We start from the raw sequence: 20,469 nt of genomic DNA, 5'->3' as shown, positions 1-20,469 counted from the left end.
GTTTCGTATTTGGGAGCTGGGATCAGAGTTTCAACGTTCTCAGCCGCAATGCGTTCGATATGACCGACACCGAGGACAGGCTCATCGCCGCCGCCGCCAGCATCGGCGACAAAAGCGTGCCGGTGAGCGGATAGAGAACGCCCGCGGCCACCGGCACGCCGAGCACGTTGTAGAGGAAGGCGAAGAACAGGTTCTGGCGGATGTTGCCGATCGTCGCCCGGGCCAGCGTGCGGGCGCGGACGATGCCGTTGAGATCCCCCTTCACCAAAGTGATGCCGGCGCTTTCGACGGCGACATCCGCGCCGGTGCCCATGGCGATGCCGACATCGGCGCTGGCCAAGGCCGGGGCATCGTTGACACCGTCGCCAGCCATGGCGACGCCGGCGCCTGCGGCACGCAGCTCGTCGACGAGAGCGGCTTTCTGTTCCGGCAGCAGGCCGGCGCGAATCTCGTCGATACCAAGGCTTCTGGCGATGGCGCCGGCCGTGCGCTCATTGTCGCCGGTCGCCATGATGATCCTCAACCCGCTGCGGTGCAGGGCCCGGATCGCTTCGGCGGTGGTCGCCTTCACCGGATCGGCGACAGCGACGATGCCGGCCAGCTTGCCGCCGACGGAAACGAACATCGCCGTCTTGCCGTCGCCCTGCAGCGCCTCGGCGTTGGCGGATATGGCGGAAATATCGACGCCGAGGTCGCGCATCATCGCCGCGTTGCCGAGCGCGACCTTCTTGCCCGACACCGTGCCCGAGACGCCCTTGCCGGTGGCCGCCTCGAAGCCGCTGGCCTCGGCGATCTCTAGGCCACGCTGGCCGGCGCCTTCGACGATGGCTTCCGCCAGCGGGTGCTCAGACCCCTTCTCCAGGCCCGCGGCGAGCGCCAGCAGTTCGTCCTCGGGAAAGCCGCCGGCAGCCACGACATCGGTCAGTTTCGGCCGGCCTTCGGTCAGTGTTCCCGTCTTGTCGACGATCAGCGTGTCGACCGAAGCGAAGCGTTCGAGCGCGGCGGCTTCCTTGATCAGCACGCCGGCATGCGCTCCGCGCCCGGTGGCGGTCATGATCGACATCGGCGTGGCGAGACCCAGCGCACAGGGACAAGCGATGATCAGCACCGAGACAGCCGAGACGATGGCGAAGATCAGGCTCGGCTCGGGGCCGAATATCGCCCAAGCGATGAAGGCTGCAATCGCGACCAGAACCACGGCCGGGACGAAGTAGAAGGAAACGCGATCGGCCAAGCCTTGAATCGGCGCGCGCGAACGCTGTGCCTTGGCAACCAGGTCGACAATGCGCGAGAGCGTGGTCTCGGCGCCGATCCGCTCGGCGCGCATGATCAGCGAGCCGTTTTTGTTGAGCGTGCCGCCGGTGAGGGCATCGCCTTCGACCTTCTCGACAGGCAGGGGCTCTCCCGTGATCATCGATTCGTCGATGGACGAACGGCCTTCCAGCACGGTGCCGTCGACCGGCACGGCGTCACCGGGGCGAACGCGCAGGCGATCGCCGGCCTTGACGCCGTCCAGCGGCACATCGCTTTCGGTGCCGTCCTCGGCGATACGCCGCGCCGTCTTCGGCGCGAGATCGAGCAAGGCGCGGATCGCCGAACCTGTTTTCTCGCGGGCGCGCAGCTCCAGCACCTGGCCGAGGAAAACCAGCGCGACAATGACGGCGGCGGCCTCGAAATAGACCGGCACCGCACCGCCATGGCCGCGGAACTGATGCGGGAAAATGTCAGGAAAGAGCGTGGCGACCAGGCTGTACAAGTAGGCAGCGCCGACGCCGAGCGAGATCAGCGTCCACATGTTGGGACTGCGGTTGAGGATCGAATCCCAGCCGCGATGAAAGAAGGGGAAGGCAGCCCAGAGCACCACCGGACTTGCCAGGACCAACTCGATCCAGACCTTCGTCCGGTCATCGACCAGGCCTTCGAGCGAGAGGCCTGTCATGGGAGCCATGGCGATGATCAGAAGGGGCACGGAAAGCGCGGCACTTACCCAAAACCGCCTGGTGAAATCGACCAGCTCGGGATTTGGCCCTTCATCGCCCGTCGGCACGCCCATCGGCTCAAGGGCCATGCCACAGATCGGGCAGGCGCCAGGCTTGTCGCGGATGATCTCGGGATGCATCGGGCAGGTGTATTGCGTGCCCTTGGGTGCTGGCTGGGGCGCCGGCCTGTCGCCGAGATAGGTTTGCGGCGCCGCTTCGAACTTAGCCTTGCAGCCGGCAGAACAGAAATAGAAGCCCTGGCCTTCATGGCGGACAAAGTGCTTCGCCGTGGCGCGGTCGACGCTCATGCCACAGACGGGATCGGTGGCCGAGAGGAAGCTTTCCGGCTCTGCCTGGAATTTCGTGCGGCAGCCTTCGCTGCAGAAATGATAAAGGCGGCCGCCATGTTCGGCGGTCGGTTTGCCGGCGGCGGTATCGACGGTCATGCCGCAGACCGGATCGCGCACCACGCCCGTATCTCCAGCCGCGGCTTTCGTCGCGCAACACCCGCCATGTGTGTGATGATCGTGCTCTGAATGCGTCATTGCGAATGCCCCTGTGCAACTGCTTCGGCCGGAGGTAGTGCTTCCAGTAACTGGAAGGTCAAGGGCCCGTTTTGGCTTTTCTCACTCACGCGCTTGGCAAGACGATGTACCTGCACGATGTACCTGCCAAGCCCGCGGCCAACGATCCGCCCGAGGCGGAGGAATAGACCTGCTGCCGGGCCGTCGGCGGAATCCATACCCAGAGCCACGAAAACACGCTATAGACGCCGCCCAAAAGGCAAGGCCACCGGTACCCATGGCGAAAATCTCTCTGAAGCTCGACGAACTGATCGACGGCGAAGCCTTGCGCCGCGAAATGACCGCGCTGACCGCGGCCACGGTCGGCGACGGCTCCGGGCATGCTGCCCGCGCCGGCGTTCTCCAGCTGCTCAAGGGCCGGCTTGCCGAAGGCCGCAGAACAGCCGAAGCCATGCTGAAGGTGGATGGCGGCGGCAATGCCTGCGCAGAGCGGCTGTCACATCTGATGGATGAACTGATCCGCGCGCTCTACGATTTCGCCGCGACCCATGTCTACCGGGTGAAGAACCCGTCCTCGGCGGAACGCATGGCGGTCGTCGCGGTGGGCGGCTATGGCCGCGGCACGCTGGCGCCGGGATCCGACATCGACCTTTTGTTCCTGCTGCCCTACAAGCAGACGCCCTGGGGCGAACAGACTGTCGAATACATGCTCTACATGCTGTGGGATCTCGGGCTGAAGGTCGGCCACGCCACCCGCAACATCGACGAATGCCTGCGCCTGTCGCGTACCGACATCACCATCCGCACCTCGATCCTGGAGGCGCGGTTCCTGTGGGGCGAGCTCAAGCTCTATGACGAGCTGATGCAGCGCTTCGACCATGAGGTGGTGCGCACGACCGGGCCGGAATACGTGCAGGCCAAGCTCGCCGAGCGCGACGACCGCCATGCCAAGGCCGGCGAAAGCCGCTATCTGGTCGAACCCAACGTCAAGGACGGCAAGGGCGGCCTGCGCGACCTCCAGACGCTGTTCTGGATCGGCAAATATTTCTACCGGGTGCGCACGGGCGAGGAACTGGTCGAGAAGGGCGTCTTCACCGAGGCCGAATACCGCGAGTTCCAGAAGGCCGAAGATTTCCTCTGGGCGGTGCGCTGCCACATGCATTTCCTTACCGGCAAAGCGGAGGAGCGGCTGCATTTCGACATCCAGCGCGAGATCGCCGCACGGCTGGGCTATACTACCCATCCCGGCCTGTCGGCGGTCGAGCGCTTCATGAAACACTACTTCCTCGTCGCCAAGGATGTCGGCGACCTGACCCGCATCTTCTGTGCCGCGCTGGAGGAGGAGCAGGCCAAGCATGTGCCTGGCTTCAACCGCATCTTTCTCACCTTCCAGCGCCGCAAGCGCAAGCTCGCCGGCACGTCGGATTTCATCGTCGACAACCACCGCATCAACATCGCCGACGACCAGGTGTTCGAACGCGATCCGGTCAATCTGTTGAGGCTGTTCTGGTTCGCCGACAAGCACGGGCTGGAATTCCACCCCGACGCGCTGAAGCTGCTGACCCGCTCGCTCGGCCTGGTCAACAAATCGCTGCGGCGCGACGAGGAGGCCAACCGGCTTTTCCTCGACATCCTGACGTCGGACCGCAATGCCGAACTCAATCTGCGGCGCATGAACGAGGCCGGGCTGCTGGGCAGGCTGATCCCCGATTTCGGCAAGATCGTCGCCATGATGCAGTTCTCGATGTATCATCACTACACCGTCGACGAGCACCTGATCCGCTGCATCGGCGTGCTGGCCGAGATCGAGCGTGGCGACGGCGAGAAGGTCCATCCGCTTTCCCACACGCTGATGCCGGGGCTGAAGAAGAGCCGGGAGGCGCTCTACGTCGCCGTGCTGCTGCACGATGTCGCCAAGGGCAGGCCGGAGGATCATTCCGAGGCCGGCGCCAGGATCGCGCGCCGTATCTGCCCGCATATGGGGCTATCGGCCGCCGACACCGAAACGGTGGCCTGGCTGGTCGAGAACCATCTCGTAATGTCGATGACGGCGCAGACCCGCGATCTCAACGACCGCAAGACGATCGAGGATTTCGCCGCGATCGTGCAATCGGTCGAGCGGTTGAAGCTGCTCCTGATCCTCACCGTCTGCGACATCAGGGGAGTCGGGCCGGGTGTGTGGAACGGCTGGAAGGGCCAGCTGCTGCGCACCCTCTACTACGAGACCGAGCTGCTTTTGACCGGCGGCTTCTCGGAAGTTTCGCGTGCGCAGCGGACGGCGGCGGCCCGCGAACGCCTGGCCGAAGCGCTCGCCGACTGGCCGGACAAGGCCCGCAAACGCTATGTCGGCCTGCACTATGAGAATTATCTCCTGACCGTCGACCTGCCGGACCAGCTCCGCCACGCCGAATTCATCCGCGAGGCGGACGCGGCGGGCAACAAGCTCGCCACCATGGTCAAGACGCACCAGTTCGAGGCGGTGACCGAAATCACGGTGCTGGCGCAGGACCATCCCCGCCTGCTGTCGGTGATCGCCGGCGCCTGTGCCTCCGCCGGCGGCAACATCGTCGACGCGCAGATCTTCACCACATCCGATGGCCGCGCCCTCGACACGATCCTGATTTCGCGGGAATTCGACCGCGACGAGGACGAGCGCCGCCGTGCCGAGCGCGTCGGCCGGCTGATCGAGGACGTGCTGTCGGGCAAGAGCTGGCTGCCGGAGATGATCGAGAAGCGGACAAAGCCGCGGCGCGGGGCCAAGGTGTTCAAGATTCCGCCGCGCGCCGAAATCCGCAACGCGCTGTCGAACCGTTTTTCGGTCATCGAGGTCGAGGGCCTCGACCGGCCCGGGCTGCTGTCGGAGATCACCGGAACGCTTTCCGACCTGTCGCTCGACATCGCATCGGCTCACATCACCACCTTCGGCGAAAAGGTCATCGACACCTTCTATGTCACCGATCTTACGGGTCAGAAGATCGACAGCCCGGCCCGCACCGCTACCATCCGCAACCGGCTGATCGCGGCCCTGGAAGGCATCGCGCCCGAACGCGGCGGCAAGGCCAAGGCCGCCGCCGAGTGACTGTTATCATCCCAGCGCCTGGCATCATCACTTTGTCCCAATCCCGCAGGCAGTCTCCAAACGCATGAGCCTCGTCAAGAAATTCGCAACGGTCGCTTCCGGCACGCTGATGAGCCGCGCGCTCGGTTTCGGCCGCGAAATGCTGATGGCGGCAGCGCTCGGCACCGGGCCGGTCGCCGACGCCTTCAACGCCGCCTTCCAGTTCCCCAATACTTTTCGCCGGCTGTTCGCCGAAGGGGCCTTCAATGCCGCCTTCGTGCCGCTGTTCGCCAAGGAGATCGAGACGCACGGCACCGAGGGCGCCAAGCGCTTCTCCGAGGAAGTGTTCGGCGTGCTGTTCACCGCGCTGCTGGCGCTGACCATCGTCATGGAACTGGCGATGCCGCTGATCGTGCGCTACCTGGTGGCGCCGGGTTTCGCCGATACGCCGGGCAAGTTCGAAACGACCGTCCGGCTTGCGACTATCATGTTCCCCTATCTCATCTGCATGTCGCTTGGCGCCATGATGGCGGGCATGTTGAATTCGCTGCGCCGCTATTTCGCCGCCGCGGTCGCGCCGGTGTTCCTCAACGTCATCCTGATCGGCGTGCTCGCCTATGCCTGGTATAATGGGCTCGACGCGCATGATGTCGGTTTCAGCCTGTCCTGGGGCGTGCTGGCGGCGGGGCTGGTGCAACTGGCGATCGTCTGGGTGGCGGTGCGCCATGCCGGCATCACGATCGGCTTCCGCCGCCCGAAAATGACGCCGGCGGTCAAGCGGCTCTTGATCCTGGCGCTGCCGGCGGCGATCACCGGCGGCATCACCCAGATCAACCAGCTGATCGGCACGGCGATCGCCTCGGCGCAGGACAGCGCCGTCTCCTCGCTTGCCTATGCCGACCGCATCTATCAGCTGCCGCTCGGCGTGGTCGGCGTCGCGGTGGCGATCGTGCTGTTGCCCGAACTGTCGCGGGCACTGAAATCCGGCAATCTGATCGAGGCCGCAAATCTGCAGAACCGCTCCGTCGAATTCACGCTGTTCATGACCTTGCCGGCGGCGGCCGCCCTCTGGGTCATGTCGGAGCCGATCGTGCGGCTGGTCTACGAGCGCGGTGCCTTTGCCGCCAACCATTCGACGCCGACAGTGGCCGCGATCCTGGCGATCTTCGGCCTCGGTCTGCCGGCTTTCGTGCTGATCAAGGCATTCACCCCAGGCTATTTCGCGCGCGAGGACACGCGCACGCCGATGATGTTCGCCGCCATCTCGGTGGCGGTGAACGTCGCCACCGCCCTGACGCTGTTTCCGAAGATGGGCGCACCCGGCATTGCCGTGGCCTCGGCCGTGGCCGGCTGGGTCAACGCGCTAATGCTGCTTGCCATGCTGATCCGGCGCGGCCATTGGGGCCGCGACGTGCCGCTGCTGAAGCGCATTCCGCGCCTGGTGCTGTCGGCGGCGGTGATGGCGGCCGCGCTTTATTTCGCCGAGCATTGGCTTGCCGTCAGGCTCGGTCCGGGCTCGCCGCTGGTGATCAAGGCAACGACGCTTCTGGCGCTGGTCGCCGGCGGCGCCCTGCTCTACTTCGCCACCGCCTTTGCCACCGGCGGCGCCGATTTTGGCATGATCCGGCGCAACATCGGGCGAAAGGGATCGCCGCCGACTAAGGAACAGTCTCCAGATCCGTGAGCCGGAATTCGCCCGTCATGATAACGACACATCAGTCTTCGCCAGACAATTCGTCATAGACCGAGCGTGGCAGCGGATTGCGCGCCTGCTTGCTCAGCTCAATGCCGGATTCGGCTCGGAGCCGAGCCGCCGTTTCCAACGGCGTTCGCGCTTGCGTCGGCGCTCCAGGGCTTCATGCGTGGCAGTCGCAGAAGCTTCGGTGCTGATCTTCATCATCGGCTGGCCTCGCAAATGAGAATGTAGTTCAGCCATCTAGCTATCCACATCTCCGCGTCAAGACGCCTGACTTAGCGCTTCCGATGTTCGTGCTCGTAGCCGGCAACCTCTTGATCCTCCCCGCACTCTCGTCCATAAGCGCGCCGTCGCAAGACTTTCGCCGCGCGCGAAACGGCCCTCCACAAGCCATGAGGACATCATGACCGCCTTCAAGCCACTCGTCTTTTCCGGCGTCCAGCCGACCGGCAACCTGCATCTCGGCAACTATCTCGGCGCCATCAAGAAATTCGTCGCCCTGCAGGATACGTCCGACTGCATCTATTGCGTCGTCGACCTGCATTCGCTGACCGCGCAGCTCGTCTATGAGGACCTTGCCGACCAGACGCGGTCGATCACGGCAGCGTTCCTCGCCTCCGGCATCGACCCGAAGAAGCACATCGTCTTCAACCAGTCGCGGGTGATGCAGCATGCCGAACTCGCCTGGATCTTCAATTGCGTGGCGCGCATCGGCTGGATGAACCGCATGACGCAGTTCAAGGACAAGGCCGGAAAGGACCGCGAGAATGCTTCGCTGGGCCTGCTCGCCTATCCCTCGCTGATGGCTGCCGACATCCTGCTCTATCGCGCCACCCATGTGCCGGTGGGCGAAGACCAGAAGCAGCATCTGGAACTGACCCGCGACATCGCCCAGAAATTCAACAACGATTTTTCCGACCGCATCGCCAAGCTTGGCGTCGGCGTCGAGATGCAGGTCGGCGAGGAGACCGTGAACGGCTATTTCCCGATCACCGAACCTGTCATCGGCGGGCCGGCGGCGCGCATCATGTCGTTGCGGGACGGCTCGAAAAAGATGTCGAAGTCGGACCCGTCGGACCTGTCCCGCATCAACCTGACCGACGACGCCGATACCATCTCGAAGAAGATCCGCAAGGCAAAGACCGACCCGGAGGCGTTGCCGAGCCAGGTCGACGGCCTTGCCACCCGGCCCGAGGCGGAGAACCTGGTCGGCATCTATGCGGGGCTCGCCGAGATTTCGAAGGCGGACGTGCTGAAGGAATTCGCCGGCCAGCAGTTTTCTGTGTTCAAGCCGGCATTGGCCGATCTTGCGGTGGAGAAGCTGGCGCCCATCGCCAGCGAGATGCGCCGCATCCAGGGCGACCGCGCCTATGTCGACGCCGTGCTCAGGGATGGCGGCGAACGCGCCGGCGTGCTGGCCGAAGCGACGATGAAGACCGTGCGCGACATCATCGGATTGCTGCAGGGCTGATCCAGACAGTAGTGCACTGCACCGACACTGGCCCAAGGCCGGCGACTTGCCGCCGGTCGGCGGCGGTGGCAGATTGCAGCCCAAAGATACCGAGCAGACAGACATGGTCTCCAAACGCCTCAGCCGCGAAGCCGGCCACCGCCGCAAGTTCCTGGCGATCATCGACGACACGCCGGAGTGCGAGCGCGCCGTCGCCTACGCCTCGAAGCGCGCGCTGAGCACCAGCGGCACGCTGGTGCTGCTCTATGTCATCGAGCCGGACGATTTCCAGCATTGGCTGGGCGTCGAGAAGATCATGCGCGAGGAGGCGAACGCCACGGCGCGCGCGGCGCTCGACAGCTACGCCAACAAGGTGCGCCAGAAGCTCGGCATCGAGCCGGAGATGGTGGTGCGCGAAGGCAAGCCGACGGAAGAGATCCACAGGCTGATCGAGGAAGACCAGGATATCGCCATCCTCGTGCTGGCCGCGGGCGCCGGCAAGGAAGGGCCAGGGCCGCTGGTCGGCGCGGTGGCCGGCAAGGGTGCCGCCTTTCCCATTCCGGTGACCGTGGTGCCGCAAAACCTTTCGGACGAGGAAATCGACAGCCTCGCCTGAAGCCCGCCAGGGATTCGATCCCAGCCAGCAAGAACATTCCGCCAGCCAGCCGTTCGGGCGACGCGTTTCGCTTGAATGTCCAGCCGATAGAGCTTATTTAGAATTATTCCAAACTATCTGCCCGAAACGGGCACGGAGACGGACATGTTCATCCAGACCGAATCGACGCCCAACCCGGCGACGCTGAAATTCCTGCCCGGCAAGGAAGTGCTCCTGGAAGGCACCGCCGATTTCCGCGACGCCGACAGCGCGGCCACGGCCTCTCCGCTGGCCGGGCGCCTGTTCGAAATTCCCGGCGTCACCGGCGTGTTCTTCGGCTACGACTTCATCACCGTGACCAAGGACGGCCCGGACTGGCAGCACCTGAAGCCGGCGATCCTGGGCGCCATCATGGAGCATTTCATGTCCGGCCTGCCTGTCATGGCCAAAGCCGGCCCGGCCGCCGAGACCAGCCAGACCGGCGAATTCTATGACAAGGCCGACGAGGAACTGGTCATCACCATCAAGGAGCTGCTCGACACGCGGGTGCGCCCGGCGGTGGCCCAGGACGGCGGCGACATCACCTTCCGCGGCTTCGAGAACGGCACCGTGTTCCTGCATATGAAAGGCGCCTGCGCCGGTTGCCCGTCATCGACGGCGACGCTGAAGCACGGCATCCAGAACCTGCTGAGGCATTTTGTGCCCGAGGTGCAGCAGGTCGAGCAGGTCTCGTAGAAACCGCCTCCCAACACCATTCCCTGACGAGAAAAACAAAAAACCGGGCCAAATTGCCCGGTTTTTTGTTTGGGACGTCCGTTGTTGCCTAGACGGTCCGCTTACGAAAGGTTTGTCTTCCAGTTCGACCTTGATCCTTGATCAGGGTCAGAGAACGATGACCTTGGCGCCGACCGAGGCGCGGTCATAGAGATCGATGACGTCCTGATTCATCAGCCGGATGCAGCCCGACGACATCGCCTTGCCGATCGAATTCCATTCCGGGCTGCCATGCAGGCGGTAGCCCATGTCGCCACCCTTGTTGAACAGATACATGGCGCGCGCGCCGAGCGGGTTCTTCAGGCCCGGTTCCATGCCGCCGGCGAACTTGGCGAGTTCCGGCTGGCGCTTGATCATCTGCGAGGGCGGCGTCCAGGTCGGCCATTCGCGCTTGATCGCGATATGGGCGGTGCCACGCCACTCGAAGCCCTCGCGGCCGACGCCGATGCCGTAACGAATTGCCCGGCCGTCCCCCTCGACGAAGTAGAGGAACTTGTTCTGCGTATCGACGATGATGGTGCCAGGCTTTTCCTGGGTGTCGTAGTTCACTTCCTGGCGGTGATACTTCGACGGCACCTTTTCGATCGGGATGCGCGGCAGTTGGTAACCGGCATCCGTCACAGCGCCATAGTCGTTGGAGAAGATCTGCCCGCCGATGGTGCTGCAACCGGCGATAGCAGTGGTCAGCGCCAATGCGGCGATTATTGCAAACGACTTCATGCGCATGAGTTGATCGGTGCCCCGCCAAACTTCAGCGGCACGAGTCGGCCGCTTTCTCTTCATCATTCATGCTGGCATTTGCTTTGCTTGCCAAGCGCACGATGCCTATATGCAGGGGCTCACATGCTGGTAAGCGCATTACTATGGCATTTCGGCAACAGCCTTCGCTGGATTGTGAAGGAAATTCAATGGGCCTGAATCGCAGGTCCCGCAAGATCGGGGAATTCCGCCATGAATGTCGGCGACGCCGCCAACCGTTCTGGCCTGCCGGCCAAGACCATCCGCTACTACGAAGAGATCGGGCTGATCGCGCCCGCGCGCGCCGGCAACGGCTACCGCGACTATTCCGGCGACGACATCCACCGGTTGGCCTTTCTGCGCCGCGCGCGCAATCTCGGCTTTTCCATCGAAGACTGCCGGCAGTTGATGGCGCTCTACCAAGACCGCAGCCGCGCCAGCCACGACGTGCGCGAGATCGCGGCGGCCCATGTCAAGGCGATCGAAGAGAAAGTGCGCGAGCTGCAATCGATGCGCTCGACCCTCCAGACGCTGATCCACGCCTGCCATGGCGATGCCAGGCCGGACTGCCCGATCCTCGATGATATGGCAAGGGCTGCGTTGCCAGGCGACAAGGGCGCTTCAGCGTCGGCATAGGGGCTGTGGTCTCCCGTGGAGAGTTCGCACGCGTTACGGGAAGTGAACGCGCCTAAAACGAAGAAACCCGCCGAAGCGGGTTTCTTCATTCTATTTCTTCGAGTGTCCCAAGCGCGGTTTGGGATGCTTCACGCCTCGCAAGGCGAGATAAAGCGCCGCCCCAAACACCAAGCCAGCGAGGGGCACGAAAATTCCGATCTCATTCATAGCCGTCCTCCTTCCGCAATAGGCTTAGGACCAAGTGTCCTACTGTATGTAGGGCGAACCCACCTATCGCCCAAGCGAATGACCACCATTGTAGGCTCTGGTGGTTAATTGCCGGTACGACGACCGAACCACCTATCATACCTACAGCAAGCGCATTGATGGCGCTTGCGGCGACCTTCACGCTCTCATTGAACCGTTTGGCATCTCTAAAAGTCCGAGCGCCTTCGCGACGTAGTGGAGGATGACAAGCTTCATGTCCTTTCGGTTGCTGGCTTTTTAGGACCATATGCCTAATTTCGTCGTGTCGGTCCACCGTGCAAAAGACGGGTCAAACAGAGAACAAAAGCTGGCGTGGTGTGCGCCATGCCAATCATCTCTCCCGCCGTACCGGCCGGACTGCCCGATCTGGATGACATGGCCGAGGGGGAGCAGGCACGCTTCGGCCGCGCCCTAAAGCCGGTCCCGCCCGTCCAGGACTTCAGGATCTTCTTGACCGTCCCAAATGGGAAGATGGCACCAATCAGGGATGCGATCCAACGCAAGCATATGCTCATCAGCAGCACTTCCTCTGGTGTTTCGGCCATGGCGTCGTGTCCCTCTTGCGGCAGTCGATCGTTTGAGATTATATTCCTATGTTGCCAGGTTTGTCAAGCGGATATTTGCCCGGCAGGGGTTCAAACCGTGAACAAACTCTGGCATGGTGCCGCCATGCCGATCATCTCACCGATTCCGCTGAACCCACTCATCGACGGTCGCCAGTCGGAGCGCGCCATGCTGGTGCGGCGCGGCGTGCAGCGGCTGTTGAGGGACATGGGCGCGCATGTGCTGCCTGAACTGTCGCTGGCCACCGGCCGCCGCGCCGACCTCGTGGCGTTGACCCGGCAAGGCGACATCTGGATCATCGAGATCAAATCGTCGGTCGAGGATTTCCGGGTCGACCGCAAATGGCCTGATTACCGGCTGCACTCCGACCGCTTCTTTTTCGCCACCCATCCGGGCGTACCCTCCGAGATCTTCCCGGAAGAGTGCGGCTTCATCCTGTCCGACGGCTACGGCGCCGAGATCCTGCGCGACGCGCCCGAGCACCGGATGGCGGCGGCGACGCGCAAAGCGCTGATGCTGCGCATCGCGCGCGCCGGTGCCTCGCGGCTGCTGGCGGCGGAGCTTGCCGGCGTATCGGTGCCGGCGCTGGAGGGTGAGAGCGAGTAGCGGCTGCTTCGCAGAACCTGGGTTCCTCGCCCACGAAGTGGGACCGCTTGGCGGGACCAAGAACCGCGATCGGTCCCTACTCCTCGGCCTCGGCCTCTTCCACCTCACTTGCGGCCGGCGCCAGCAAAAGCACGGCGGCGCCGAGGAGGGCGGCGATGAAGGAGCCGGAGAGGATGCCGACCTTGACGGCGTCCTGCAGCGCCACATTGCTGGCGAAGGCGAGCAGGCCGATGAACAGGCTCATGGTGAAGCCGATGCCGCACAGCAGCGAAATGCCGACCATATGCGTCCAGCCGGCATGGGCCGGCAGGTCGGCAAGGCCGAGCCTGATGGCAAGCGCGGACGAACCCAGCACGCCGACCAGCTTGCCGATCACCAGGCCGGCGGCGACGCCTAGCGTCAACGGCTCGATCAGCGCGCCAAAACTCAGGCCGGCGAGCGAAACGCCGGCATTGGTGAAGCCGAAGACCGGGATGACGAAAAAGGGCACTATCTTGTGTAGGCCATGTTCAAGCCGGTGCAGCGGCGAATGGTCAAGATCGTGGCTGATGCCGGCGGACCGTTTGAGCGGGATGGTCAATGCCAGCGCCACGCCGGCAAGCGTTGCATGGACGCCCGATTTCAGCACCAGAACCCACAATATGGCGCCGAGCACGAGATAGGGCACCAGCGTGATCACCCGCATGCGGTTGAGCACGACGAGCACGGCAATGATCGCGAAGGCGGCGCCGAGATAGGCGAGCGACAGGCCGCTGGTGTAGAATATGGCGATGATGATGACGGCGCCGAGGTCGTCGATGATGGCAAGCGCCGTGAGAAAAACCTTCAGCGAGGCCGGCACGCGGCTGCCGAGCAACGACAGCACGCCGAGCGCGAAGGCGATGTCGGTGGCGGTCGGGATCGCCCAGCCGGACAGTGCCGCCGCATTGTGGCGGTTGATCGCGACATAGACCAGTGCCGGAACCACCATGCCGCCAGCGGCGGCGATGCCGGGCAGGACGCGGCGTGGCCATGTCGAGAGCTGGCCGTCCAGCATCTCGCGCTTGATCTCCAGCCCGACAAGCAGGAAGAACACCGCCATCAGCCCGTCATTGACCCAGTGCGACACGCTGAGCGGGCCGAGATAGGCGTGGAGGACGGCAAAGTAGGTTTCCGCCAGCGGCGAGTTGGCGACGACTAGGGCAAGGGCGGCGGCGGCCATCAGGATGATGCCGCCGGCCGCCTCGCCATCGAGAAATTCGCGAAAAATGGAAAACGGCCGCTGCTTCAAGTCCTGCATGTCGCCTCCGTCATGCCGCCTGCCGGTGCGGCGTCATTTTCGAGCGCTGGCGCCGCAAGTGGAAACTGGTCCGACGCGACTGCCTGCGTAGCAACTCAGCGCGGTGCGCGCTTGGCCAATATCCGCTGCAAGGTGCGGCGATGCATGTTGAGCCGGCGCGCCGTCTCGGAGACGTTGCGCTCGCACATTTCGTAGACGCGCTGGATATGCTCCCAGCGCACGCGGTCGGCAGACATCGGGTTTTCCGGCGGGGCGGCGCGCTCGCCGGCCGTGCGGGTGAGCGCGGCGAAGATATCGTCGGCGTCAGCAGGCTTGGAGAGGTAGTCGACGGCGCCAAGCTTAACCGCAGTCACCGCGGTGGCGATGTTGCCGTAGCCGGTCAGGATGATGGTGCGGGAATCCTGGCGCTTTTCGCGGATGGCGGCGACGACGTCGAGGCCGTTGCCGTCGCCGAGCCGCATGTCGACCACGGCGTAGGCCGGCGGATTGGCGCGCGCCTTGCCGACAGCTTCCTCGACGCTCTCCGCCGTCTCGACCACGAAGCCCCTGGTTTCCATGGCGCGGGCCAGGCGGGTCAGGAACGGCTTGTCGTCATCGACGATCAGCAGCGAGGTGTCCTCGCCTTCAACCATCGCGCCAATATTCTCATCGCCAGTCATCGTCTTTAAATTCCTGCTGCCTTATTTTTACGCAGATATAGTTTTGCGTCGCTATTGTCCAATTCACGCGGTGTCAAACATCGTCGCGGGAGCTGCTTCCGGGTTCAGGAAGACAGTTCGCGGCCACGATATCCGCACGATGGCGCCCTCGCCCAGGCCACTCGAATTGCGGAAGTCGAGCGTGGCACCCGAGCGTTCGAGCAGCGTCTTGGCGATGAACAGGCCGAGCCCCAGGCCGCCGCCGGCCTCATTGCCCTGGCGCGTCGACATATAGGGCTCGCCGATGCGGTCGATGATCTCGGGTGGAAAGCCGGGGCCGTCGTCGATGATCGAAAAGCTGACAGTGGCCTCGTCCCAGCTCCAGCGCACGGTGACGCTCTTGCGGGCGAAATCCACGGCATTCTCGACCAGATTGCCGAGGCCGTAGATGACGCCCGGATTGCGGCGCCCGACCGGCTCGGGCCCGATGCGTTCGCCAGGACGAAGCTTGATCGAGATGCCGAAATCGCGATGCGGCGCGGTGATCTCCTCGACCAGCGAGGTCAGCGGCAGCCGGGATAGATGCGCCTCGCCCTCGGACGACAGGCTGGTCAGGCGCTTGAGGATTTCGCGGCAGCGCTCGCTCTGCGACCGCAGAAGCTTGACGTCATCGCCGTATACGGGATCCTTGCCAAGCGCCTTTTCCATCTCCTTGGCGACAAGCGTGATGGTGGCGAGTGGCGTGCCGAGTTCGTGCGCCGCCGCCGCCGCCAAGCCGTCGAGCGCCGAAAGGTGCTGCTCGCGCTGCAGCACCAGTTCGGTGGCGGCAAGCGCATTGGCCAGAAGCCGCGCCTCGGCGGCAACCCGGAAGGCATATATGGCGGTAAAGGCGATCGAGGACAGCACCGCCATCCACATGCCGGCGACATAGATGAAGGGCATGGCCAGCGGCGCGCCTTTAGACCAGGGCAACGGCAAATGGAAAAAGACCAGCAGCGTTGCCGCGACCATCACCAGCCCACCAAGGATCGCGGTCAGGCGCAGGGGCAGCGACGTCGCCGAAATGACGACCGGTACGGTCATCAGCAGCGAGAACGGATTGGTCAGGCCGCCGGTCATGTAGAGCAGCCCGGCGAGTTGCAGGCTGTCGAAGATGAGGATGCCGAACGCCGCGACCGGCGTGAGCCGATGCGCGGCCGGAAACCGGAAAGCCAGAAACAGGTTCATCCAGGCCGAACAGGCGATCAGCGCGAAACAGAGGCTGACCGGCAGCGGGAATTTCAGGCCGTAGGCGACGACTACCACCGTCACGCTCTGACCAACGATGGCAAGCCAGCGCAGCCGGATCAGCGTGTTGAGGCGCAGTCTCTGGCTCTGCTGGAAATCGGGCAAGCGCAAAACGTTGATCATGGCCATGAAATACAGCCGCGAGAGGGCGAGCGCTAGGTCCGCTCCAATCCGATCGATTCGGATTGGAGCTCTACTTCTTGTTGAGCATGATCTTTTCCAAAAACCGGTTCCCACTTTTTGGGATCATGCTCGCGGCTTGGCGCGGCTGGTGGCGGCGGCGAGCAGCGGATTTTCCGGCCATACGTGCTTGGGGTAGCGGCCGCGCATGTCGGCGCGCACATCGGCCCAGGAGCCACGCCAGAAGCCGGGCAGGTCGCGCGTCGTCTGGATCGGCCGGTGCGCCGGCGACAACAGTTCGAGCGTCAGCGGCACCGTGCCATTGGCGATCGAAGGATGGCGGTCGAGGCCGAACAGTTCCTGCACGCGGACCGCCAGGACGGGCCACTCGCCGTCGTAGCGGATCGGCACATGGCTGCCCGACGGAGCATCGAAATGGGTCGGCGCCAGCACATCGATCCGGCGCTGGAGATCATGCGGCACGAGCGTGGCCAGCCCTGCCGAAATGACACCCGGATCGATGGCGGCGAAGGATGCGGCGCCGGGCAGGAACGGTAGCAGCCAGTCGTCCAGTCGCTCGAGAAGTGCCGTGTCGGACATATCGGGCCAAGGCGCGCCAAGGCCGCGGTGCAGCCAGGACAGCCGCTGGCGCAGGGTTTGCGCCTCCTTGCTCCAGGTCAGCAGGGAAAGCCCATGTTCGCGCAAGGCGTCGAGAATGGCGCGATCGGCTTCGCCGCCGGTTGGCGGCGGCAGCATGCGTTCGGCGAGCGTGATGGCGCCGAGACGCACCGTCTCGCGCACGCGCACGGCACGGCGCTCGCGGTCGAAGCTGGTTTGCCGGCGCGTTTCGATCCGGTCGGCAAGCGCGGCGCGGATATCGTCCTCGCCGATTGCCGCCGCCGCCGCGATGCGCGCATTCTGCGCCTTGCCCTGCAGATCGGCGACAACCAGAAACGCCTCGCCGGCAAGCGGATCGGCGGCGTCGAGCATGGCCCCGGAGCCGTTGGCCAGCACGAAACGGCCCCGCTCGCCGCGCGCCTTGGCGACCCGGTCCGGCCAGGCGTGGATGAGGAGAGGACCAGCTGAAACGGCTTCGCCGTCGTTCGTTCCGCCCACCTGCCTCACCAGTCGCTCGGCGAGCTGCCGCGCAGCCGTCGCACGCGGCGATCTTTCCACGCGAAAGCGCATCAGCCGCCGTTCGAGATCGGCGCCGTCACCGCCTAGCCCGCGTTCGGTCAGCAAAACCGCGAGCATGGCCGCCTCGCCGGCATGGCCGCTGCGGGCCGCCTCGGCGACCATATGCGCCAGCCGCACCGGCAGAGCGAGCTTGCGCATCGAGGCGCCCGCTTCCGTCAGCCGCCCCGCCTCGTCGATGGCATCGAGCGTGCGCAGCAGCGTCCTTGCCTCGTTGAGCGCCGGCGCCGGCGGCGGATCGAGGAAGGCGAGGCTCGTCGGATCGGCGACGCCGAAGGCGGCGCAGTCGAGCAGCAGGCCCGACAGATCGGCTTCGAGGATTTCCGGCGGCGTGAAGGCGGGCAGTGCCGCCGTCTGCTCGGCGCGCCACAGCCGGATGGCGACGCCAGCTTGCGTACGGCCGGCGCGGCCGGCGCGCTGGTCGGCGGAGGCCCTGCTGACGCGCACGGTTTCCAACCGCGTCAGGCCGCTGGCCGGCTCGTAGCGCGGCAACCGCGACAGGCCGGAATCGATGACGACGCGCACGCCGTCGATGGTGATGGAGGTCTCGGCGATCGAGGTGGCCAGCACCACCTTGCGGCGGCCCGACGGCGCCGGCCTGATTGCTGCGTCCTGCGCCTTGCCGTCGAGCATGCCGTAGAGCGGCACGATATCGGTGTCGGCGCCGACCTTGCCGGCCAGCCGCTCGGCGGTGCGCTCGATCTCGCGCTGGCCGGGCAGGAAGGCAAGCACGCTGCCGCTCTCGTCGGCCAGTGCCGAGCGGATCGCCTTGGCCATCGCGTCCTCGATTGCCGTGCCGGTCGGCCGTTCGTCGTAGCGGATGTCGACCGGGAATGCGCGGCCCTCGCTTTCGATCACCGGCGCGCCCGACAGCAGCTTTGCGACACGGGCGCCGTCGAGGGTCGCCGACATCACAGCCAGGCGCAGGTCCGGGCGCAACGCTCCCTGCACATCGAGCGCCAAAGCCAGGCCGAAATCGCCGTCGAGCGAGCGCTCGTGGAATTCGTCGAAAATCACAGCCGAGATGCCGGGCAGTTCGGGATCGTCAAGAATCATCCGCGCCAGCACGCCTTCGGTAACGACCAGTATTTTTGTCTTGGCCGAAGTGCGGTTCTCCATGCGCATGGCGTAGCCTACGGTGGCGCCGGGCTCCTCGCCCAGCAATTGCGCCATGCGGCGGGCGGCGGCGCGCGCTGCGAGCCGGCGCGGTTCCAGCAACACGATCTTGCCGGCACCCAGCCATGGCGCGTCGAGCAGCGCCAGCGGCACCAGCGTCGTCTTGCCGGCGCCTGGCGGCGCCACCAGCACCGCGCTGTTGCCGGAGCCGAGCGCCTCGCCCAGCGCCGGCAGCACGGCGGATACCGGAAGCTCCGGCAAAGGTTTTGTGATCATCGGTCCAGGAATGCTTTCGCTTCCGCCCGCATATCAGCGGCGGCGGTGGTCTTGCAACTCATGCGACCCGGAGCCGGCTCAAAGACGGGTTCGGGAAAACGGGTTCCAGCGCCCCGTGCCCGACCGCACTTCCTCGGCACCATGCTGCGGCGCAGCAACGAATTCGCTTGCCTTGTTTAGTAAAAATTGCATCACTAAACAAATTACTAAACATCCGCCGACTCCGAGGCCGCGATGTTTGGGCCCCTGAGGAGAGGGGTTGAGATTCTTGAGACCGTCATCCGGCGCGTTTCGCAAAATGGGAGGAAGGCATGAAATCGAGCTTGAAACTTGCGTTGGGAATGGTCTCTGCAATTACAGCTTCGACAGCCTTGTCGAACGCCGCGCACGCTGAGGACCTGACGCTATGCTGGGCCGCGTGGGACCCGGCGAACGCGCTTGTCGAACTGTCCAAGGATTTTACCAAGGAAACCGGCATCGGCATGAAATTCGAGTTCGTGCCATGGACCAACTATGCCGATCGCTTCCTCAACGAGCTGAACTCGCACGGCAAGCTGTGCGACCTGATCATCGGCGACAGCCAGTGGATCGGCGGCGCCGCCGAGAACGGCCATTACGTCAAGCTGAACGACTTCTTCGACAAGGAGAAGATCAGCATGGACGATTTCGTGCCGGCAACCGTCGTCGGCTATTCGGAATGGCCGAAGAATACGCCCAACTACTGGGCGCTGCCGGCCATGGGCGACGTCGTCGGCTGGACCTATCGCAAGGACTGGTTCTCCAAGCCGGAGCTGCAGAAGGAATTCAAGGAGAAGTACGGCTGGGATCTCGGTCCGCCCACCACCTTCGATCAGTTGAAGCAGGTCGCCGAATTCTTCCAGAAGCGGCAGATCGACGGCAAGACCGTCTATGGCGCCTCGATTTATACCGAGCGTGGCTCCGAAGGCATCACCATGGGCGCCATGGACGTGCTCTACAGCTATGGCTTCCAGTACGAGAACCCGAAGAAGCCATACGAGATGGAAGGCTTCGTCAATTCCGACAAGTCGGTGAAGGGGCTGGAATTCTACAAGGCGCTCTACGATTGCTGCACTCCGCCGGGCGCGTCGAACAGCTACATGGGCGAAGGCGTCGACGCCTTCAAATCCGGCCAGGTGGCGATGCACATGAACTTCGCATTCACCTGGCCCGGCCTGCAGAAGGACGAGAATGTCGGCGGCGACAAGATCGGTTACTTCGTCAATCCGAAGGGGCCTGACGGCGATCAGTTCGCGCAGCTCGGCGGACAGGGCATCTCTGTCGTGTCCTATTCCGACAAGCAGGAATCGGCGCTGAAATACATCAAGTGGTTCGCCAACAAGGATGTCCAGGCCAAGTGGTGGTCGCTCGGCGGCTATTCCTGCCTCAACGCGGTGGTCAAGGATCCGAAATTCCCGGCCAGCCAGCCCTACGCGCAGACCTTCCTGGACTCGATGGCCATCGTGAAGGACTTCTGGGCGGAACCGAGCTACGCGCCGCTGCTGCAAGCCTCGCAGAAGCGCTTCCACGACTATGTCGTCGCCGGCCAGGGTTCGGCCAAGGATGCGCTCGACGGACTGGTCAAAGACTGGACCCAGGTGTTCCAGGACGATGGCAAGATGTAACCAGCTCCTCCCGAGCTAGGCCGAAGCGTCCCGTGCCGCCCTTGGCACGG

General features: G+C 64.3%; 16 protein-coding genes. 8 read left to right on the top strand and 8 right to left on the bottom strand.

Features of this window, described 5'->3' with window-relative positions; genetic code table 11:
* Window positions 1-22 precede the first annotated feature (22 nt).
* Window positions 23-2,524, bottom strand: a complete 2,502-nt coding sequence (locus tag NKI49_RS04465) for a heavy metal translocating P-type ATPase (RefSeq protein WP_352605333.1) — start codon at window positions 2,522-2,524, stop codon at window positions 23-25.
* A gap of 256 nt (window positions 2,525-2,780) precedes the next feature.
* Here NKI49_RS04465 and NKI49_RS04460 point away from each other — a divergent pair, with 256 nt between their 5' ends.
* Window positions 2,781-5,582, top strand: a complete 2,802-nt coding sequence (locus NKI49_RS04460; protein ID WP_352605331.1) for a [protein-PII] uridylyltransferase — start codon at window positions 2,781-2,783, stop codon at window positions 5,580-5,582.
* A gap of 64 nt (window positions 5,583-5,646) precedes the next feature.
* Complete coding sequence (gene murJ / locus NKI49_RS04455) at window positions 5,647-7,245, top strand: murein biosynthesis integral membrane protein MurJ (RefSeq protein ID WP_352605329.1); 1,599 nt, start codon at window positions 5,647-5,649, stop codon at window positions 7,243-7,245.
* Between the two features lie 93 nt (window positions 7,246-7,338).
* On the opposite strand, the gene NKI49_RS04450 is transcribed toward murJ, so the two are convergent.
* A complete protein-coding gene (locus NKI49_RS04450; RefSeq protein WP_352695540.1) occupies window positions 7,339-7,497 on the bottom strand; it encodes a hypothetical protein in 159 nt (52 codons plus the stop codon).
* Between the two features lie 163 nt (window positions 7,498-7,660).
* On the opposite strand from NKI49_RS04450, the gene trpS reads away from it, so the two are divergent.
* The 3 genes from trpS to NKI49_RS04435 all read left to right on the top strand — a co-directional run bounded on the left by trpS (window position 7,661) and on the right by NKI49_RS04435 (window position 10,037).
* The gene (gene trpS, locus NKI49_RS04445; protein ID WP_352605325.1) at window positions 7,661-8,728 is read left to right on the top strand and encodes a tryptophan--tRNA ligase; all 1,068 of its coding nucleotides are present in this window, start codon (window positions 7,661-7,663) and stop codon (window positions 8,726-8,728) included.
* 103 nt (window positions 8,729-8,831) lie between these two features.
* Entirely contained in the window at window positions 8,832-9,323 is a 492-nt protein-coding gene (locus tag NKI49_RS04440; protein WP_352605323.1) for a universal stress protein, read from the top strand.
* 144 nt (window positions 9,324-9,467) lie between these two features.
* Window positions 9,468-10,037, top strand: a complete 570-nt coding sequence (locus tag NKI49_RS04435; RefSeq protein ID WP_027023737.1) for a NifU family protein — start codon at window positions 9,468-9,470, stop codon at window positions 10,035-10,037.
* 147 nt (window positions 10,038-10,184) lie between these two features.
* On the opposite strand, the gene NKI49_RS04430 is transcribed toward NKI49_RS04435, so the two are convergent.
* On the bottom strand, window positions 10,185-10,802 hold the full coding sequence (locus NKI49_RS04430) for a L,D-transpeptidase (RefSeq protein ID WP_352605321.1): 618 nt from the start codon (window positions 10,800-10,802) through the stop codon (window positions 10,185-10,187).
* Between the two features lie 225 nt (window positions 10,803-11,027).
* Here NKI49_RS04430 and cueR point away from each other — a divergent pair, with 225 nt between their 5' ends.
* Window positions 11,028-11,450 carry a Cu(I)-responsive transcriptional regulator gene (gene cueR / locus NKI49_RS04425; protein ID WP_352605320.1) on the top strand — a complete coding sequence of 141 codons (423 nt, stop codon included), beginning with the start codon at window positions 11,028-11,030 and terminating at the stop codon, window positions 11,448-11,450.
* A 497-nt stretch (window positions 11,451-11,947) separates the two neighbouring features.
* Here cueR and NKI49_RS04420 read toward each other — a convergent pair whose 3' ends face one another.
* Entirely contained in the window at window positions 11,948-12,241 is a 294-nt protein-coding gene (locus NKI49_RS04420; RefSeq protein ID WP_352605318.1) for a hypothetical protein, read from the bottom strand.
* Between the two features lie 124 nt (window positions 12,242-12,365).
* On the opposite strand from NKI49_RS04420, the gene NKI49_RS04415 reads away from it, so the two are divergent.
* Window positions 12,366-12,866, top strand: coding sequence for an MmcB family DNA repair protein (locus NKI49_RS04415; protein WP_352605415.1), 501 nt, complete (start codon window positions 12,366-12,368; stop codon window positions 12,864-12,866).
* A gap of 76 nt (window positions 12,867-12,942) precedes the next feature.
* On the opposite strand, the gene nhaA is transcribed toward NKI49_RS04415, so the two are convergent.
* The 4 genes from nhaA to hrpB form a co-directional block, all read right to left on the bottom strand.
* Entirely contained in the window at window positions 12,943-14,145 is a 1,203-nt protein-coding gene (nhaA, locus tag NKI49_RS04410; RefSeq protein WP_352605316.1) for a Na+/H+ antiporter NhaA, read from the bottom strand.
* Between the two features lie 95 nt (window positions 14,146-14,240).
* On the bottom strand, window positions 14,241-14,804 hold the full coding sequence (locus NKI49_RS04405) for an ActR/PrrA/RegA family redox response regulator transcription factor (protein WP_352605314.1): 564 nt from the start codon (window positions 14,802-14,804) through the stop codon (window positions 14,241-14,243).
* Between the two features lie 63 nt (window positions 14,805-14,867).
* On the bottom strand, window positions 14,868-16,199 hold the full coding sequence (locus NKI49_RS04400) for an ActS/PrrB/RegB family redox-sensitive histidine kinase (protein WP_352605312.1): 1,332 nt from the start codon (window positions 16,197-16,199) through the stop codon (window positions 14,868-14,870).
* Between the two features lie 117 nt (window positions 16,200-16,316).
* A complete protein-coding gene (gene hrpB, locus NKI49_RS04395) occupies window positions 16,317-18,776 on the bottom strand; it encodes an ATP-dependent helicase HrpB (protein WP_352605310.1) in 2,460 nt (819 codons plus the stop codon).
* Between the two features lie 311 nt (window positions 18,777-19,087).
* Between hrpB and NKI49_RS04390 the strand changes: the two genes are divergently transcribed.
* A complete protein-coding gene (locus tag NKI49_RS04390) occupies window positions 19,088-20,419 on the top strand; it encodes an ABC transporter substrate-binding protein (protein WP_352695537.1) in 1,332 nt (443 codons plus the stop codon).
* The last annotated feature ends 50 nt before the right edge of the window (window positions 20,420-20,469 follow it).

Source organism: Mesorhizobium sp. M0587, from assembly GCF_040320945.1.
Taxonomy (GTDB): domain Bacteria; phylum Pseudomonadota; class Alphaproteobacteria; order Rhizobiales; family Rhizobiaceae; genus Mesorhizobium.
Note: the sequence above shows the minus strand (reverse complement) of the source record. Positions and strands in the feature narration are given on the sequence as shown.

Bases quoted from the DNA above. Each gene is read 5' to 3' on its own strand.
- NKI49_RS04465 (WP_352605333.1), bottom strand. From the start codon at position 2,524: ATGACGCATTCAGAGCACGATCATCACACACATGGCGGGTGTTGCGCG.
- NKI49_RS04460 (WP_352605331.1), top strand. From the start codon at position 2,781: ATGGCGAAAATCTCTCTGAAGCTCGACGAACTGATCGACGGCGAAGCC.
- murJ (WP_352605329.1), top strand. From the start codon at position 5,647: ATGAGCCTCGTCAAGAAATTCGCAACGGTCGCTTCCGGCACGCTGATG.
- NKI49_RS04450 (WP_352695540.1), bottom strand. From the start codon at position 7,497: ATGGCTGAACTACATTCTCATTTGCGAGGCCAGCCGATGATGAAGATC.
- trpS (WP_352605325.1), top strand. From the start codon at position 7,661: ATGACCGCCTTCAAGCCACTCGTCTTTTCCGGCGTCCAGCCGACCGGC.
- NKI49_RS04440 (WP_352605323.1), top strand. From the start codon at position 8,832: ATGGTCTCCAAACGCCTCAGCCGCGAAGCCGGCCACCGCCGCAAGTTC.
- NKI49_RS04435 (WP_027023737.1), top strand. From the start codon at position 9,468: ATGTTCATCCAGACCGAATCGACGCCCAACCCGGCGACGCTGAAATTC.
- NKI49_RS04430 (WP_352605321.1), bottom strand. From the start codon at position 10,802: ATGCGCATGAAGTCGTTTGCAATAATCGCCGCATTGGCGCTGACCACT.
- cueR (WP_352605320.1), top strand. From the start codon at position 11,028: ATGAATGTCGGCGACGCCGCCAACCGTTCTGGCCTGCCGGCCAAGACC.
- NKI49_RS04420 (WP_352605318.1), bottom strand. From the start codon at position 12,241: ATGGCCGAAACACCAGAGGAAGTGCTGCTGATGAGCATATGCTTGCGT.
- NKI49_RS04415 (WP_352605415.1), top strand. From the start codon at position 12,366: ATGCCGATCATCTCACCGATTCCGCTGAACCCACTCATCGACGGTCGC.
- nhaA (WP_352605316.1), bottom strand. From the start codon at position 14,145: ATGCAGGACTTGAAGCAGCGGCCGTTTTCCATTTTTCGCGAATTTCTC.
- NKI49_RS04405 (WP_352605314.1), bottom strand. From the start codon at position 14,804: ATGACTGGCGATGAGAATATTGGCGCGATGGTTGAAGGCGAGGACACC.
- NKI49_RS04400 (WP_352605312.1), bottom strand. From the start codon at position 16,199: ATGGCCATGATCAACGTTTTGCGCTTGCCCGATTTCCAGCAGAGCCAG.
- hrpB (WP_352605310.1), bottom strand. From the start codon at position 18,776: ATGATCACAAAACCTTTGCCGGAGCTTCCGGTATCCGCCGTGCTGCCG.
- NKI49_RS04390 (WP_352695537.1), top strand. From the start codon at position 19,088: ATGAAATCGAGCTTGAAACTTGCGTTGGGAATGGTCTCTGCAATTACA.